Below are 16,694 nucleotides of genomic sequence, written 5' to 3'. Positions count from 1 at the left end.
GAATCAGCCATCTCTCACCTGCCGGAACTCACGGAATCCGTCCCGGAACTCTGGGTATATTCTCCTGGTGACCGCATTGTGGTGGAGAGTTCATTCAATGGCGTAGTGACTGTGGCCCACATTCCTGTGGAAGCAGATGGCCAGAGTCCTGCGTAACGCCGTTTGAAGGCAACGCTGACGACAACGTCAGCGGACGACCACCGCTGAGGGCGGCGGCTCTTCAGAGTCGCCGCCCTCAGCCAGTGCATCGCTTCTGGGACACCTGCGGGAGGCATCCGGGCACACGCCTCTGTTATGCGAGCCTCCGCGTGATCGCCGAGCCGGACCTGCGACCTACGCGCGAGCCATGGGAAGACAACTTCGCCGTCTTCGTGGTCTCGCAGCCGTCATCCGACGTGTCGCGACCAATCCTGTTCCGCCGGAGGCTTTCCGTGCAGGTCCGGGACCCTCTTCAGCCACGCGGGGCGGCCCTTCTCCGTCGCGGCCGCTCGGCGCGCGTCGGCCGCCGCCAGTTCGTCCCGGCTGGGGAAGCCCGTCGGGAGCCAGGACGCGGAGGAGCGGGCGCGGGACAGGAGGTGGGTGACGTAGGCGTCGCGGACCTCGTCGGGGGACGTGAAGCCCGGCTCGTCCGTCAGCCAGGCGTCGGGGACCAGCGCGGCGATCTCGCGGAGTGTCGGCTCCGTGACCAGGGGGGCCAGTTCGGCGTCGGCCGATGCCGTGTCGGGGGCGTACGCGCCCAGGGCGTGGTGGCGGAAGTCGTACGTCTTGTCGGGCGGCGACGCTCCCCAGCGGTGGTGGAAGACCAGGGCCGCGCCGTGGTCGATCAGCCAGAGGCGCGGGGTCTTGATGCCGAACGTGGGCCAGATCATCAGGTTCGAGCTGTGTACCGTGCGGTCGACGTTCGCCGTCAGCGCGTCGAGCCAGACGATCTTCCCCGCCTCCAGGGAGGTGACGTCGACGGCGTCGGGGGTGAAGTCCGCCGCGCCCGGCAGGAAGTCCATGCCGAGGTTGACGCCCGCGCTGGCGCGCAGCAGGTCCTGGACCTCCTGGTGGGGTTCGTCCGCGGCGACCGAGGGGTCGAAGTCGACGAGGACCAGTTCGGGGAAGCGCAGACCGAGGCGGCGCGCGAGTTCGCCGACGATGATCTCGGCGACCAGGGCCTTGCGGCCCTGCGCGGAGCCGGTGAACTTCACGACGTACGTGCCCAGATCGTCGGCCTCAACGATGCCCGGTACCGAGCCGCCCGTCCGCAGCGGCTCGACGTAGCGGGTGGCGACCACCTGTCTCAAGCCTTTCAAAGGCCCTTCTCCCCACTCCCCGGAGTCCAGCCCCGAAGTCCTGCGACGTCGTGACCAGCTTAATCGGAGCGCCCCGCACGACCCTCAGGGCTTGCGGGCCACCGCCCCGTACATCGCGATGGCCCGGTCGTCGACGCCCTCCTGCTCGGGGCCGGGGCGCCACTTGTGGACCTGGGTGACGCCCGGGTCCACCAGGTCCATCCCGGCGAAGAACGAGGCCGCCGTGGCCCGGTCGCGCAGCGCCATCGGCATGCCCTGCGCCGCGTACTCCTCCGCCACCCTGCCCACCTCGCCCGGCGCGAAGTCCCCGGTCCCGATGGTCATCGCCAGGAAGCTGCCCGACGGCAGCGGTTCCAGCAGGCGCCGCACCAGGAGGCCGTCGTCCGGCGGCAGGATGAAGTGGAGTATCCCGATGACCATCAGGCCCACCGGCTCCCGCAGGTCGATCAGTTCACGGAACTCCGGGCTGTCCAGGATGGCGTCCGGATCGTGCATGTCGGCGTCGACGTACGCGGTCGCGCCCTCGCGCGTGCCCTGGAGGAGGGCGCGCGCGTGCGCCAGGACGATGGGGTCGTTGTCGACGTAGACGACGTGCGACTCCGGCGCCACCCGCTGCGCCACCTCGTGCAGGTTGGGGGCCGTGGGCAGACCGGTGCCGATGTCGAGGAACTGCCGGATGCCCTGCTCCTCGGCAAGGTAGTGCCCGGCCCGGTGCATGAAACGGCGGTTCTCCAGCATGTGCACCGGAAGCGCGGGCCAGTGTTCGCACATCGTGTCGCCCGCCTGGGCGTCGACGGCGTAGTGGTCCTTGCCGCCCAGGATGTAGTCGTACACCCGCGCCGAATGAGCCGTCGAGGTGTCGATCCGGCTCCGGTCACCTGCGCTGCCGCCGTGCATGGACCACTCCGCTCCTGATCGCTTGGTTGTTGACGATGGGCTCAGACGGTACAGCGGGCCGGTCTTCCTACCGCTTCATCCGGCCACGCCCGGACCGCTTCCGAACGGGCGGAGGGCGTTTGACCTGGGACGGGACGGGCAGGTGGCCGAGCGCACAGGAACGGATGGAGAGACCACCTTGATACATCGGGACCGCCCCCGCTCGACCGCCGTCGCCGCGACGCTGACCGCCGCGTGCGGCGCCTTGGTGCTGGGGCTCGCCGCCCCGTCCGCGGGCGCCGCCACCACGGGTCACCTCGCGGACGACGCCCCCCGGTCCGGTGCCGAGCCGGGAGCCCAGCGCCCCGTCTGGGCCATCGCGCACCGCGTCCTCACCGTCGACGGCGTCGACAAGGCGCTCGACCACGGCGCCAACGCCATGGAGATCGACGCCACCGCCTGGAAGAAGGGCTGGTGGGCCGATCACGACGGGCTGCCGACGAGCGCGGGGAACACCATGGCGGAGATGTTCGACCGGATCGCGCAGCAGCGCCGGGCGGGCAAGAACGTCGGGTTCGTCTGGCTCGACATCAAGAACCCCGACCACTGCGCGAGCGATGACGCGAAGCGGCGCCACTGCTCGGTCGCGGCCCTGCGCGACCTGGCCCGCGCCAAGCTGGAGAGCGCCGGGGTGCGGGTCCTGTACGGGTTCTACGGCACCGCGGGCGGCGCGGGCTGGAAGGACGTCGCGGGCGGCCTCAACGACCTCGAAGGCGTGGACATCAGCGGCGACACGGACGAGGTCACGCGGCAGTACGGCGAGTTCGGCGACTCCGTGAAGCACAACCAACGGGTCATGGACAAGGGCCTGTTCAACCTGAAGCTGCCGACCGTTCTGGGGAAGGTGGAGAAGCAGGTCCGCCTCGGCGCCCAGGCCCGCGACCGCGGCGAACTGGCGCGCGTGTTCGGCTGGACGACCGCGGCGGGCGACAACCGCGCGACCCGGAGTCTGCTGGACGGCGCCGGGGGCGACGCCGACGGGCTGATCTACGGCCACCGGGCCTCCTGCTACCCCGACGGCGTCTCCGGGATCCACGGCTGCGGCAAGGACGAGTCGTCCGCGAAGCGGGCCATCGGCCACATCCACGACTTCGTCGCGGCGCACGGCGACACCCGCCGCATGGCCACCACGGAGGACGTCCCCTTCGGGAGCTGACCCGAGAGCCGACGAGATGACGCAGTCATGCCAACCCCTCGGCCGTTACGGTGACATCACTAGGTCATCAGCGAGGGAGAGACATGACTGCACAGCTCGACCTGCACGACCTGCCCGACCTGCCCGACCGCCGGCCGCTGTACGGCTGCATGGGCCTCGGCGGCACCTGGGACACCGCGCCGTACACCGCCGCGGACATCGCGCACGCGGAAGCCGCCGTCGAGGCCGCCCTGGCCATCGGCATCACCGCGTTCGACCACGCCGACATCTACCGGAAGGGCAAGGCCGAGTCGGTCTTCGGCGAACTGCTCGCCAGGGACCCGGACCTGCGCGGCCGCGTCGTCCTCCAGACCAAGTGCGGCATCCGGCAGGCCGACGGCGAGTACCCCGGCATGTACGACCTGCGGGGGCCGACCATCCTCCGGCGCGTCGAGGAGAGCCTCACCCGGCTCCGCACCGACGTGCTCGACGTGCTGCTCCTGCACCGTCCCGACCCGCTGGCGGGGCCTGAGGAGATCGCCGAGGCGCTCACCTCCCTGCACCGCCAGGGCCTGGTGCGCCACTTCGGCGTGTCGAACATGAGCGCCGCGCAGATCGCCTCACTACAGGCCCACCTCGATGTCCCGCTGGTGGCGAACCAGTTGGAGATGAGCCTCGCCAGCCGGGACTGGGTCGAGGCGGGCGTCCTCCTGAACACGTCGGCCGCCACCGAGAACGGCTTCCCGCACGGGACGGTCGAGTACTGCCGGGCCAACGGTGTCCGGATCCAGGCTTGGGGCGCCCTCGCCCAGGGCCGCTTCACCGGCGCGGACGCGGACGACTCGCCCACCGCACGGCTCGTCGCCGACCTCGCCAAGCGCAAGGGGACGACTCCGGAGACGATCCTGCTGTGGTGGCTCCAGCGTCACCCGGCCCGGATCGCCCCGGTCATCGGCACCAGTCGGCCCGAGCGCATCCTGGCCTGCCGGGACGCCGTCGGGCGCGAGTGCGAGCTCACCCACGAGGAGTGGTACGAGCTGTGGGTCACCGCCCGCGGAGTCCCCCTGCCCTGACCCGCACCGCCCGTCACCTCACGCCCGCGGCCTCACGCCCGTCGCCTCACACCCCGCGCAGCGCCTTGGCCACCACGGAGTCCCCGGAGACCTCTATCCGGCCCTCCCGTACGCCCTGCCCGACGGTGAGTTCGCCACGGCCGATCGCCACACAGGTCGCGGCGTCCAGGGAGATGCCCGCGTCGGCCCCGTCCGGCGCGGGCCCGTCGCCGTAGGAATCGGCCCCCCGGGCGAGCCGTACGTGGAACTGCCCCTCGGCGAGGCGGACGTCCACCACGCCCTCGATGTCAGCCGCCGCGAGCGCGCCGAGCAGCGGCAGCGCGAACCAGTGCGCCCGCACCGCGTCCGTCGGTCTGCGCTCCGCCAGGGCGGGGGCGCCCCAGACCGCGAGCGCCTGGAGCACGGGGAGCAACTCGCGTCCCCGGTCCGTCAGTTCGTACACGTACGCCGCCGCCGGCGGGGGCAGCTTGCGGCGCGTGCTCAGGCCCTGCTGCTCCATGTCCTTCAGGCGCGAGGCGAGCACGTCCGTGCTGACGCCGGGCAGGTCGGCGTGCAGGTCGGTGTAGCGGCGCGGGCCCGCGAGGAGTTCCCGGACGATCAGCAGGGTCCAGCGGTCGCCGACGGCGTCCAGGCCGCGGGCCGCGGCGCAGTACTGGTCGTAGCTTCGACGGGACCGCGACTGCGGCCGGGGCTGAGGTGGCATGCGGCATAGTCTATGCAAGTTGTTGGACTTTCCAAGCGCAGGCTTGGTAAAACCAAGTAAGACACGTCACGGGAGGCGCAGCGCATGGAGTTCCGGCAGTCGAGCAAGCTCAGCGAGGTCTGTTACGAGATCCGGGGCCCGGTCATCGAGCACGCCAACGCCCTGGAGGAGGCGGGCCACAGTGTCCTGCGCCTCAACACGGGCAACCCCGCGCTGTTCGGCTTCGAGGCGCCCGAGGAGATCGTCCAGGACATGATCCGGATGCTCCCGAACGCGCACGGCTACACGGACTCGCGCGGCGTCCTCTCCGCCCGGCGCGCCGTCGCCCAGCGATATCAGGCGCTCGGCCTGAACGACGTCTCCGTAGACGACGTCTTTCTCGGCAACGGCGTCTCCGAGCTGGTCACCATGGCCGTACAGGCGCTCCTCGAGGACGGCGACGAAGTCCTCATCCCCGCGCCCGACTTCCCTCTGTGGACCGCCGTGACGACCCTCTCCGGAGGCAAGGCCGTCCACTACGTGTGCGACGAGTCGGCCGACTGGTACCCGGACCTCGACGACATGGCGTCGAAGATCACCGACCGCACCAAGGCTGTCGTGATCATCAACCCCAACAACCCGACGGGCGCGGTCTATCCGAAGGAGATCCTGGAGGGCATCCTCGATCTCGCGCGCCGCCACGGCCTGATGGTCTTCGCCGACGAGATCTACGACCAGATCCTGTACGACGACGCCGTGCACCACAGCGTCGCCGCGCTCGCCCCGGATCTCGTCGTCCTCACCTTCTGCGGTCTGTCGAAGACGTACCGCGTGGCCGGTTTCCGGTCCGGCTGGCTGGTCGTGACCGGGCCGCAGCAGCACGCGAAGAGCTACCTGGAGGGGCTGACGATGCTCGCCTCCATGCGGCTCTGCCCCAACGCCCCGGCGCAGTACGCCATCCAGGCGGCGCTCGGCGGACGCCAGTCCATCCACGAACTCACCGCGCCCGGCGGCCGGTTGCACGAGCAGCGCGACAAGGCGTGGGAGAAGCTGAACGAGATCCCCGGCGTCTCCTGCGTGAAGCCGAAGGGCGCGCTCTACGCCTTCCCGCGCCTGGACCCGAAGGTCCACCCGATCCACGACGACGAGAAGTTCGTCCTCGACCTGCTCCTCCAGGAGAAGATCCAGGTCGTCCAGGGCACGGGCTTCAACTGGGCCGCCCCCGACCACTTCCGTATCCTGACGCTCCCCCACGCCGACGACCTCGACGCGGCGATCAGCCGCATCGGCCGCTTCCTCAGCAGCTACCGTCAGTAGGGCGCCCGAAGGGGCGCGGGGAACTGCGCGACCAGCCACGGACGACCGGCAGCCCTCAAGTACGGCGCGTACACGGAGGAAAACGGGGTGATCCGGGGCATGGTCTACGCCCCGTTCGCGGAGTACGCCCGTGCGGAGCACGGCGTCGACGCCGAGGTCCACCGGGACCTCACCGTCGGGGAGATCGTCGAACTCCTCGACGGGGGACGGCAGGTCATCGCCTCCGTGCACTACGAGATCCGCCGCCCGCACCGCCCCGCGCCGGGCAGGGGCGGCCACCTGGTCCTGCTGACCCGGCGTACGGCCGAAGGGCTGCTGCACTTCCACAACCCGTCGGGCATCGACGCGGACACCCGCACCGCCGAACTCCCCACCGACCGGTTCGAGCCGTTCTTCGCCGGACGCGGAGTGTCACTGCCCTGACAGACGGTCACCCCGCCTGCCAGGATGGCGCCATGATGCGTGGAGGCAAGGTCGCTGTCGTGGGTGGCAGCATCGCGGGGTGTGCGGCGGCGCTGGCCGCGTACCGCGGGGGTGCGGACGAGATCACCGTGTACGAGCGCGCGGCGGGCGACCTGGCGGACCGGGGCGTGGGGCTCGCCGTGCACGACGCCCGTTACGCGGAGCTGTCCTCGGCCGGGTACATGGACGCGGGCATGCCGTGGGTGCAGCTCGTGCGGCGGCGCTGGTACGTCAGGGACGACGCGGCCCCCGCCCCGGTGGGCCGGGAGATCGCCGTGATGCCGTTCCCCTTCCGTACGTACAACTGGGGTCCGCTGTGGCGGGAGTTGAGGAGCCGCGTTCCCGCGGGCGCCGACTTCCGCGCGGGCACTCCCGTGACAGCGCTGCGCCCGGAACCGGGCGGCGTGCGGGTCGAGACCGCGGACGGGGCCGAGCACGTCGACCTCGTCATCGGCGCCGACGGCTACCGCTCGGTGGCCCGCGCGGCCGCGTTCGGCGACGTGCGCCCCGCCTACGCCGGGTACCTCGCCTGGCGCGGCGCGTTCCCCGAGGCCCGCCTGACGGATCCGGGCCTGTGGGACGACGAGGACTGCGTGTACGCGGTCTTCCCCGGCGGGCACGTGATCATCTACCGCATCCCGGACGGCGCGGGCGGCCGCCGCGTCAACTGGGTCCTGTACACCGCGCCGCCCCCCGACCTCGATCTGGGCCTCGGCCTCGACCTGCAGCTCACCGGACCCACGAGCCTGCCGCCCGGCGGCCTCACCGAGGCGCTCTCCGCCCATCTCGGGTACGTCGCCGACGAGCTCCTGCCGCCGTACTGGGGCGCGGTCCTGCTCGCGACGGCCCCCGAGGAGCTCTTCCTCCAGCCGATGTACGACTTCACGGCGCCGCGCTGCACCGCCGACCGCGTGCTCCTGGTCGGCGACGCGGCCGCGGTCGCCAGGCCGCACACGGGCGCGGGCGCGGTCAAGGCGTTGCAGGACGCCACGGTCCTGGAGTCCGCGCTCGCCACGGCGGACACGTGGACGGACGCGCTCGACACGTACGACACCGACCGCACGCTGTCCGGCCGCTCGATGGTGGATCTGGGGCGGCGGCTCGGCGGCGCGTTGGTCCAGGGGACGCCGGACTGGAGCGCCATGGATCAGGCGGGCATGGAGACGTGGTGGCGGCAGGCGGACGGGACGGGGGCGTTCGGGGGGCGCGAGCTGAGGCGCTGAGCGCGGCCCCACGCCCCTGACGGGGGCGTCTTCCTGACGCCGTTTTGGGTATCACCGCCGAGATCAATAGGATCCGGCGATGATCACAAGACAACGGCCGACGGCCTGGGCTATCGCCCTGCTCGCGGCCCTGACCGCCGGGCTCGTCACGGCGGGCCCCGCCGTCGCGGACGACGGCGACGAACCGGCACGGCCCTCCCCCAAGGTCGAGCTCGTCCTCGACGTCAGCGGCTCCATGCGGGCCCGCGACATCGACGGCAAGTCCCGGATGGCCGCGGCGAAGCAGGCCTTCAACGAGGTCCTCGACGCGACCCCGGACGAGGTGGCGCTCGGCATACGCACCCTGGGCGCCAACTACCGCGGCGACGACCGCAAGACGGGCTGCAAGGACACCGAGCTGCTCTACCCCGTGGAGCAGCTCGACAAGGCGGGCCGCACCGACGCGAAGACGGCGGTGGCGACCCTCGCGCCGACCGGCTGGACCCCGATCGGCCCGACGCTGCTCAAGGCCGCCGACGACCTGACGAAGGACGACGACGCCGAGCGCAGCCGCCGCATCGTGCTGATCTCCGACGGCGAGGACACCTGCCAGCCGCTCGACCCGTGCGTGGTGGCCCGCGAGATCTCCGCCAAGGGCATCAACCTCACCATCGACACCCTGGGCCTGGTCCCCGACGCCAAGACCCGCGACCAGCTGAGCTGCATCGCCGAGGCCACCGGCGGCACGTACACCTCGATCCGGCACACCGATGAACTCTCGGGCCGCGTCAAGCAGTTGGTGGACCGCGCGGCCGACCCGGTGGTGACACCGGTCGAGGCGAAGGGCACCGCGGAGTGCTCCGCCGCGCCGGAGCTGAAGTCCGGCCTGTACACCGACCGCGAGAAGTTCGGCGAGCACCGCTGGTACCGCGTGAACGTGCCCGCGGGCAAGGAGCTGCGCGCCTCCGTGAGCGTCGCCGCCGACCGGGCCGTCAACCCGGACTACGGCGTGCTGCTGCGCGCCGAGACGCCGAACGGGCGCGAGCTCGTGCGCGGTCAGGAGTCCGGCGACGGGCGCACCGACGTGATCTCGACGGGGCTTCGCCACCCGGTCCCCGAGGCGGACGACGAGGACGAGGAGGACACCGCCGAGACCGTCTGTCTGCGCGTCAGCAACTCCTTCTCGGCGCCCGCTTCGGTGAAGACGACCCCGGGCCTGCCCGTCGAGCTCGCCGTCGATCTGGTCGACTCCCCCGACGAGGCGTCCGACGTGGCGTTCTTCGGGCTCGGCCACGGCTGGTGGCTGCTCGGCCTGCTGGTCCTCACCGGCTTCGTCGCCGGTCTGGTCTGGGGCTGGGTCTCTCGCTGGCGCTTCGCGGTCTGGAGGACCAACTGATGCGTACGACACGCGTGTTGAGCCGCCTCGCCGCAGCGACCTGCGCCGCCCTGCTCGCCCTCTCGGGGGCCGCGGGCGCGGCCTTCGCCGACGGCGGCGACAAGGACGACGCCGAGGCGCCGACCGACGCGGGCACCTCCTTCCGCACCGCCACCGCGATCCGCCCCGACCAGGAGGCCACGGCACAGGCGTCCACGGGCGACTACCTGTACTGGGCGTTCCCCGTGTACACCGGGCAGCGCGCCACCGTGCACGCCACGGTGAAGCTGCCGGACGCCGCGGCCCGGCACGCCGCCGCCACCTGGCAGGTCGACGTGTACGACGGCCTCAGGCGCCGTCAGGCGTGCCGCCTCGGCACGCCGACCAGGACCGTGGCGCAGGACGCCGAGTCCGTCTCGCTGTCCTGCTCGCTGCGCACGGTGCGGGCCTGGTCGGAGCAGTGGGCCAACGATCCGCTGCCGGGCACGTACTTCCTGCGGCTCACGGTCAGGGACCTCAAGGCCGACGACCTCGGTCTGCCGCTGAGCGTCCGGACGAAGGTCACCACGACCGACGCGGGCGGCGCGCAGGCCGTGGACGGCACGCTCGGCGAGCCGCTGGTGCCGGGCGCGGGCTCGGACAAGGCGCGGCCCGCGGCCGTCACCGAGCCGGAGGACGGCTGGGCGGGCGGCTGGTGGTCCTCGCGCTGGCTGTGGACGGCGGGCGGCGGTGTCCTCGCGGCGCTCGCGGGCGTCGGGGGCTACGCCCTGACGCGCGGCTCCGGGCGGCCCGCACGGGTGCCTCAGGGCCTCTGACGAGGCCCCCCTCGCGCGGGTGACCTCCACCGCGTGGCAGTCTCGTGGGTGGCGGGACCGGACGGTTCCGCCACCCACCTGAAGAACAGGATGCGCGCGACCATGGGCGATCTGCTCCTCGTCCGGCACGGCGAGACGCCGTGGGCCCTCTCCGGGCAGCACACCAGTTGGACGGACATCCCGCTGACGGACAACGGCAGGGAGCAGGCGCGCAGGCTCGCGCCGCTCGTCGGCACGTACCGGATCGGCGCGGCGTTCACCAGCCCGCGCGGGCGGGCGCGGGAGACCGCCGAGCTCGCCGGGTTCGCGGACGCGCGGGTCGACGAGGATCTGAGCGAGTGGGAGTACGGCGCGTACGAGGGCCTCACGACGGTCGAGATCCATCGCACACGCCCCGACTGGTACCTCTTCACGGACGGCGTGGCGCCCGGTCCTCCCGAGCACCCCGGCGAGACGCCCGACCAGGTCGGTGAGCGCGCCGACCGGATGCTGGCCAAGGTCGACGCGGCGCTCGCCGACAACGAGGGCAGCGTGGTCCTCTTCGCGCACAGCCACTTCCTGCGCGTCCTCGCGGCCCGCCGCCTCGGTCTGCCCACCTCGGGCGGATCGATGTTCCTGCTGGCCACGGGCACGGTGAGCCGACTGAGCACCGAGCACGGCAGGCCCGTGGTGGCGGGGTGGAACGTCCGTCCCCACTAGCGCCAACACGCTTGCCGCGTAAGGGAAATGTCGGTTCCGCCCGGTTCGACAGGCCCGGACTTGATCATCAAGACTGCGCCCATGCGATACGGCGTGAATCTCCTCAACTTCGGCTCGGGCACGACCCCCGAATCCCTCGTACGACAGGCCACCGACGCCCGCGACCTCGGACTCGAGTTCGCGATGATCTCCGACCACATCGCGGTGACCGAGGACGTCCACACGGTCTATCCGGCGCCGTTCTACGACCAGTTCGTGCTCGCCGCGCACCTCGCGGGGCGCGTGCCGGGGCTGCGCCTGGGCACGACCATCACCGTCATCCCCTACCGGCATCCGCTCCAGACCGCGCGCATGGCCGCCAACATCGACCGGCTGAACGACGCCGGGTTCATCCTGGGCGCCGGGGTGGGCTGGTCGGCGGCCGAGTACGAGGTGCTCGGCGTGCCCTTCCGCGAGCGCGGCGCGATCACCGACGAGTACCTGGCGGCGATCCGCGCCGCCTGGGCGGAGGATCCGACGTCCTTCCGGGGCGAGTACGTCTCGTACGAAGGCGTCCGCACCGCCCCCGCCCCCGCGACGAGCCCGCACCTGCCCGTCTGGGTGGGCGGCAACTCCCCCGCCGCGCAGGTCCGCGCCGCGCGCCTCGGCGAGGGCTGGCACCCGTTCATGCCGACCCTGGAGGCGCTGCGCGACGCGCTCCCGCGCCTCGCCAGGGAGGCGGAAGCGGCGGGCCGCCCGGTCCCCGCCCTCGTACCGCGGCTGCAGATCCGGCTCGGTCAGCAGGAGGACACGGCGGAGCGCCCGCTCGGGCACGGCAGTGCCGACCAGATCCGCGCCGACCTGGAGACCCTCGCGGAGCTGGGCGCCACCGACGTGCTCCTGGACACCTACCCCGGCACTCCCGACGAGCGGGCGGACGCGGAGGCGGACCGGAAGGTGCTCGAGCTGGTGATGTCCACGGCGCCGTGAGCGGCCGGGCGCACGGAGACGGAACGCGCGGGGGTCAGGCGGACCTGCCGACCTCGTCGAAGTCGGTGGAGGCCGATACGTCGACCCATGCGCGCATCTCGTGTTCGAAGGCGGCACGTCCTGCCTCGACGAGTCGCAGGGCGTCGGTGCCGAGCAGCAGGCGCGTCGGGGGCTGGTCGGCGGCCACCACGCGCAGCACCGCGGCCGCCGCCTTGTCCGGGTCGCCCGGCTGGGTTCCGCTGCCGTTGACGCGCCGGGCGCGCAGCGGGTCGAACAGCTCGTCGTAGTCGGCGATCGAGCGGGGTGCGCGGATCATCGAGCGGCCCGACCAGTCGGTCCGGAAGCTGCCCGGCTCGACGGCGGTGACGTGGACGCCGAAGTCGGCGACCTCCTTGCCGAGCGTTTCGAGGATGCCCTCCACCGCGAACTTGCTGCCGTGGTAGAAGCTCAGGCCCGGCATGGTGATCAGGCCGCCCATCGAGGTGACGGCGATGATGTGGCCCGATCGGCGCTCCCGCATGTGCGGAAGGACGGCCTTGATCACCGCCACGGTCCCGTAGACGTTCACGTCGAACTGGCGGCGGAGGTCGGCCATCGAGGACTCCTCGAAGAGGCCGTCATGGCCGTACCCGGCGTTGGCGACGAGGACGTCGACCGGGCCCAGGTCGCACTCGGCCCCGGCCACGACCGTCTCCACCGCGTCGTGGTCGGTCACGTCCAGGACGCGGGCGTGCGCGTCGCCGTCGAGCGCCTCGAAGGCCCGCGCGTCGGCGGTGGTGCGCACCGTGCCCACCACCCGGTGGCCCTCGGCCAGCGCCGTGCGGCCCAGCGCGCGGCCCAGGCCGGTGCTGACGCCGGTGATCAGGAAAGTCTTGGTGCTCGGCACGTCCGTCATGTTCGACATATGAGTTCCCTTCGTACGGTGCGAGGCGGCAGAGGCCGACCGGGGCCGTTGGGCCCCGGCCGGTCTCGACGCGTTCCACTTCAGCACCGGAATCGGCCCCTGACCGGCTTCAGGGAGGCCCACCCCGCCCCGGGGACGGCCGGACCGGGGGACTGCCAGTCCCCCCTTCGCGGGCCGTCGGGGCGATCCCGCGTCCTATCGTGAACGGCATGGACCGCAACACGGCTCTCGCTGAGTTCCTCCGCTCCCGGCGGGCGCGGATCACCCCGCGCCAGGCGGGCCTGCCCGATGACGGCGGCTCCCGGCGCGTGCCCGGACTGCGCCGCGAGGAGATCGCCCAACTGGCGGGCGTGAGCGTCGACTACTACGTACGCCTGGAGCGCGGACGTCGGCTGAACGTCTCCGAGACCGTGCTCGACGCCCTCTCCCGCGCGCTGCGCCTCGATCCGGTCGAACGCACCCATCTGTTCCAGCTCGCCAAGCCCGCCGCGAGCAGGCCCCGGCGCGCGGCGACCCGTCCGCAGCCGGTCCGCCCCGGGCTGCGCGACCTGCTCCGGATCCTCGACCACACCCCCGCCCTCGTGCTGGGGCGGCGCCTGGACGTCCTCGCGTCCAACCGGATGGCACGCGCGCTGCTCACCGACTTCGACGCGCTGCCGCACCGCGAGCGGAACCTGGTGCGGTTCATGTTCCGCGACGAGACAGCCCGTTCGCTCTACGCCCACTGGGACACCCACGCACGGGACATCGTCGCCTCGCTCCGGCGCGACGCCGGACGCCATCCCCACGATCCGCTGCTCGCCGAACTCGTCGGCGAACTCTCCGTCCAGGACGAGGACTTCCGCCGCTGGTGGGCCGGCCAGGACGTGCACCGGCACACGCACGGCAGCAAGCACTTCCACCATCCGATCGTCGGCCCGCTCACCCTCAACTACGAGTCCCTCACCCTGCCCGCCGACCCCGACCAGCGGTTGAGCGTCTACACCGCGGAGGCGGGCACCGGCTCCGAAGAGGCGCTCGCGCTCCTGGACGCGTGGACACGGCGGCCCGAGCCCGCGCAGCCCGAGCCATCGCGGTGAAACCGCCCACCGCCGCTCAGCGCCGGATCATCGCGGCCGCGGAGCCGGAGACCGGGCGCCTGTCCGGCACCGAGGCCCAGCTCACCGGCCTGGTGCGGGCGCGTCTCGCCTTCCGCCACCCCCGCCCCCCGCACGCGTACTTCCTGACGCCCGCGGGCCACCGCGTACGGGAGGAGGGCGCGACCCCGGCCGCCCCCGAGCCGCCACCGGCCCCCGCGCCCGCGCCCTCCGGAGTCTTCGCCGCGCGCACCGGCACGGAGACGGCACCCGTCGGCCCCGAGGGACCCTCCCGCGCGCGGGAGGTGCGCGGCGCCTGGGAGGGACTGATCGAGCTGCGCCGCATGACGAACACGGACGGCTCGCGCGAGCGCCCCTGCGCCTGGGAGCGGGGCCACTTGGTGCAGGCGGCCGCGCTGGCGCTGGAGGCGACCGGGTGCGAGCCTGCGGGCGCGGGCCATGACGGATACCGGGTGGCTCCCTCGCCCCAGCCGGAAGCGGTCACCGTCCGTGCGTCCACCCCGACCGACCTGCGCGCCTGTGTTGCCGCGCTGGAACGGGCCGGGTGGCAGACCAGCGAGCACGCGGAGGCACGCGGCGGCGCCCGCTACGTCCTGGCTTCGCCTCGGCGGACATAAGGAGACGCCCCGTCAGGGGCGCGGGGAACGGCGCGCTCGGCGCGCGACAAGCCGCAGACGCGACTGCCGAGATCCCCCGCAGACGCGTCTGCGGCTTTTTCGTGGTTGCTCGCGCAGTTCCCCGCGCCCCTGGGGCGGCCGTTCCGGCGCCCCCGGAATTCCCTGTGCCACGGGTGAGTTGAAGACGCGGGGCACACCCACCCCAACCACCGCACCCCGAAGGGAATCCCGTGGCAGACCCGTATTCCGTGAGCATCGGTGTCCGTGGGTACGAGACGGACTCGCAGGGCCACCTCAACCAGGCCGTGTACCTCCAGTACGCCGAGCACGCCCGCTGGTCCCTGCTCCGCGCCGCCGGGATCCAGCAGACGGACCTGCTGGGCAAGGGCGTCGGCCCGGTGGCCCTGGAGAACACCATCCGCTACCGCGGCGAGCTGCGCGCGGGCGACGAGATATCCGTGAGCTGCCTGTTCGTCTGGGGCGAGCGCAAGACCTTCCGTACGGAGCAGACGATCACCAAGGCGGACGGCAGCGTCGCCGCGACGGTGACCGGCGTGGCCGGACTGCTCGACCTCAAGGAGCGCCGCATGGTGTCGGATCCGCTGGAGTACTTCCGGGCGCTGGCGGCCGACCCGGGGCTGCTCGGCCTGTAACGGCACGCGCGACGCGTCATGGGCACGGACCCCGACCGGCCGTGTCCATGACATCGTCACCCAACCGTTCCACGAGGTTCACACGAGAATACGTACATCCGTGCCACTCTCCCGGTGGTTGATTAGTCAACTCGCGTAGACCGCACGCTCCTTGGGCGGGCGCGCGGTTCGCGAGGCCTTCGGGAAAGGACACCCCCCACATGCCCGTCCCGCGCGTACGCCGCTGGCAACCCCTGGCCCTGACCGCGGCCGCGGTCCTCGTCGGCATCACCGTGCCGGCCACCGCGACGGCCACCCCCTCCCCCACACAGGCACCGGCCACCGCTGCCGTCGGCGCCTACGACGACACGTACTACAAGGACGCGCTCGGCAAGACAGGCCCCGAGCTGAAGTCCGCCCTTCACACGATCATCAGCGAGCAGACCAAACTCTCGTACGACCAGGTCTGGGACGCCCTCAAGAGCACCGACGAGGACCCCGCCAACAGCTCCAACGTGATCCTGCTCTACAGCGGCACCTCGCGGAGCAAGGACAGCAGCGGCGGCGACCAGGGCGACTGGAACCGCGAGCACGTCTGGGCCAAGTCCCACGGGGACTTCGGCACCTCCACGGGTCCCGGCACCGACATCCACCACCTGCGTCCCGAGGACGTCACGGTGAACAGCATCCGGGGCAACAAGGACTTCGACAACGGCGGCAGCGCCGTCGAAGGGGCCCCCGGCAACCTCACCGACGGCGACTCCTTCGAGCCGCGCGACGCGGTCAAGGGCGACGTGGCCCGCATGATCCTCTACATGGCCGTGCGCTACGACGGCGAGAGCGGCTTCCCCGACCTGGAGCCCAACGACAAGGTGGACAACGGCAGCGCGCCCGCCATCGGCAAGCTCTCCGTCCTGAAGAAGTGGAGCGACGAGGACCCGCCGGACGCGTTCGAGAAGAACCGGAACCAGGTCATATTCGACAAGTTCCAGCACAACAGGAACCCGTTCATCGACCACCCGGAGTGGGTGGAAGAGGTCTACTGAGGCGCCCTGGGATCGCGAGCATCGCGGGCGAGACGGCACGGAGCCACGCCAGGGTGGCCTGCCCGGGCGTGGCTCCGTGCCGGTCCGGTACTCCCCCCCCGCCGCGGGCGTCCCGGAAGCGAGCACATGGCCACTTGCTGCCGCCGTTGCCCCCCTTCGCGCGACACCGCAGAATGTCGCCACCATGGCGAACGCACCCAGGTCCGGGTCGCCAAGGTGATGACCCTGCTCGGCGCCACGTCCCGATTCCAAGCGGGGCTCCGGGCGCGCGAGTTGGATTTCGGTGACAGGGTCGGGGCAGGCAACGGAGCGGCTGACAAGGCCGTCTAGATTGATACTTGATCGTCGAACCACCCATGTGCCCGCGACGGACCACGCCACCCCCGTGCGCCGTACGCCGCCCCTCAGGAGGATTCCGTGTCGGACAACGCCCAG

17 protein-coding genes are annotated in these 16,694 nt (G+C 72.0%); 13 read left to right on the top strand and 4 right to left on the bottom strand.

Annotated features, from left to right (window positions below):
- Nucleotides 1-386 precede the first annotated feature (386 nt).
- Both KY5_RS33490 and KY5_RS33485 read right to left on the bottom strand, forming a co-directional pair.
- Nucleotides 387-1,289, bottom strand: coding sequence for a HipA family kinase (locus KY5_RS33490; protein WP_098245704.1), 903 nt, complete (start codon nt 1,287-1,289; stop codon nt 387-389).
- Between the two features lie 93 nt (nt 1,290-1,382).
- Nucleotides 1,383-2,195 (bottom strand): SAM-dependent methyltransferase, encoded by an 813-nt coding sequence (locus KY5_RS33485; protein ID WP_098245703.1) that lies wholly within the window; start codon nt 2,193-2,195, stop codon nt 1,383-1,385.
- Between the two features lie 178 nt (nt 2,196-2,373).
- Here KY5_RS33485 and KY5_RS33480 point away from each other — a divergent pair, with 178 nt between their 5' ends.
- Nucleotides 2,374-3,390: a phospholipase gene (locus KY5_RS33480; protein WP_098245702.1), complete on the top strand. Its 1,017-nt coding sequence runs from the start codon at nt 2,374-2,376 to the stop codon at nt 3,388-3,390.
- An 83-nt stretch (nt 3,391-3,473) separates the two neighbouring features.
- Nucleotides 3,474-4,442 carry an aldo/keto reductase gene (locus tag KY5_RS33475; RefSeq protein WP_234362988.1) on the top strand — a complete coding sequence of 323 codons (969 nt, stop codon included), beginning with the start codon at nt 3,474-3,476 and terminating at the stop codon, nt 4,440-4,442.
- 46 nt (nt 4,443-4,488) lie between these two features.
- Here the strand turns inward: KY5_RS33475 and KY5_RS33470 are convergent, their stop codons facing one another.
- Nucleotides 4,489-5,145, bottom strand: coding sequence for a winged helix-turn-helix transcriptional regulator (locus KY5_RS33470; RefSeq protein WP_098245701.1), 657 nt, complete (start codon nt 5,143-5,145; stop codon nt 4,489-4,491).
- Nucleotides 5,146-5,229: 84 nt separating this feature from the next.
- Here KY5_RS33470 and KY5_RS33465 point away from each other — a divergent pair, with 84 nt between their 5' ends.
- The 7 genes from KY5_RS33465 to KY5_RS33435 all read left to right on the top strand — a co-directional run bounded on the left by KY5_RS33465 (nt 5,230) and on the right by KY5_RS33435 (nt 11,963).
- On the top strand, nt 5,230-6,441 hold the full coding sequence (locus tag KY5_RS33465) for a pyridoxal phosphate-dependent aminotransferase (RefSeq protein WP_098245700.1): 1,212 nt from the start codon (nt 5,230-5,232) through the stop codon (nt 6,439-6,441).
- Between the two features lie 87 nt (nt 6,442-6,528).
- A complete protein-coding gene (locus tag KY5_RS33460) occupies nt 6,529-6,864 on the top strand; it encodes a hypothetical protein (protein ID WP_324965565.1) in 336 nt (111 codons plus the stop codon).
- Between the two features lie 35 nt (nt 6,865-6,899).
- The gene (locus tag KY5_RS33455) at nt 6,900-8,126 is read left to right on the top strand and encodes an FAD-dependent monooxygenase (RefSeq protein ID WP_098247646.1); all 1,227 of its coding nucleotides are present in this window, start codon (nt 6,900-6,902) and stop codon (nt 8,124-8,126) included.
- 79 nt (nt 8,127-8,205) lie between these two features.
- Complete coding sequence (locus KY5_RS33450; protein WP_098245699.1) at nt 8,206-9,501, top strand: VWA domain-containing protein; 1,296 nt, start codon at nt 8,206-8,208, stop codon at nt 9,499-9,501.
- Nucleotides 9,501-10,295, top strand: coding sequence for a hypothetical protein (locus KY5_RS33445; protein WP_098245698.1), 795 nt, complete (start codon nt 9,501-9,503; stop codon nt 10,293-10,295). The genes KY5_RS33450 and KY5_RS33445 overlap by 1 nt, the downstream gene beginning before the upstream one ends.
- Before the next feature lie 102 nt (nt 10,296-10,397).
- Entirely contained in the window at nt 10,398-10,994 is a 597-nt protein-coding gene (locus tag KY5_RS33440) for a histidine phosphatase family protein (RefSeq protein WP_098247645.1), read from the top strand.
- A gap of 81 nt (nt 10,995-11,075) precedes the next feature.
- Nucleotides 11,076-11,963: a TIGR03619 family F420-dependent LLM class oxidoreductase gene (locus KY5_RS33435; RefSeq protein WP_098247644.1), complete on the top strand. Its 888-nt coding sequence runs from the start codon at nt 11,076-11,078 to the stop codon at nt 11,961-11,963.
- A gap of 34 nt (nt 11,964-11,997) precedes the next feature.
- Here KY5_RS33435 and KY5_RS33430 read toward each other — a convergent pair whose 3' ends face one another.
- Nucleotides 11,998-12,867 (bottom strand): oxidoreductase, encoded by an 870-nt coding sequence (locus tag KY5_RS33430; RefSeq protein ID WP_324965560.1) that lies wholly within the window; start codon nt 12,865-12,867, stop codon nt 11,998-12,000.
- Between the two features lie 209 nt (nt 12,868-13,076).
- On the opposite strand from KY5_RS33430, the gene KY5_RS33425 reads away from it, so the two are divergent.
- The 4 genes from KY5_RS33425 to KY5_RS33410 all read left to right on the top strand — a co-directional run bounded on the left by KY5_RS33425 (nt 13,077) and on the right by KY5_RS33410 (nt 16,259).
- Nucleotides 13,077-13,946 carry a helix-turn-helix domain-containing protein gene (locus tag KY5_RS33425; protein WP_098245697.1) on the top strand — a complete coding sequence of 290 codons (870 nt, stop codon included), beginning with the start codon at nt 13,077-13,079 and terminating at the stop codon, nt 13,944-13,946.
- Nucleotides 13,943-14,581: a hypothetical protein gene (locus KY5_RS33420; RefSeq protein ID WP_098247642.1), complete on the top strand. Its 639-nt coding sequence runs from the start codon at nt 13,943-13,945 to the stop codon at nt 14,579-14,581. The genes KY5_RS33425 and KY5_RS33420 overlap by 4 nt, the downstream gene beginning before the upstream one ends.
- Before the next feature lie 230 nt (nt 14,582-14,811).
- Entirely contained in the window at nt 14,812-15,234 is a 423-nt protein-coding gene (locus KY5_RS33415) for an acyl-CoA thioesterase (protein ID WP_098245696.1), read from the top strand.
- 200 nt (nt 15,235-15,434) lie between these two features.
- Nucleotides 15,435-16,259: an endonuclease I family protein gene (locus tag KY5_RS33410; protein WP_098245695.1), complete on the top strand. Its 825-nt coding sequence runs from the start codon at nt 15,435-15,437 to the stop codon at nt 16,257-16,259.
- The last annotated feature ends 435 nt before the right edge of the window (nt 16,260-16,694 follow it).

Source organism: Streptomyces formicae (assembly GCF_002556545.1).
Classification (GTDB): domain Bacteria; phylum Actinomycetota; class Actinomycetes; order Streptomycetales; family Streptomycetaceae; genus Streptomyces; species Streptomyces formicae_A.
The sequence above is the reverse complement of the archived record's forward strand: the minus strand, read 5'-3'. Positions and strand labels throughout refer to the sequence as shown.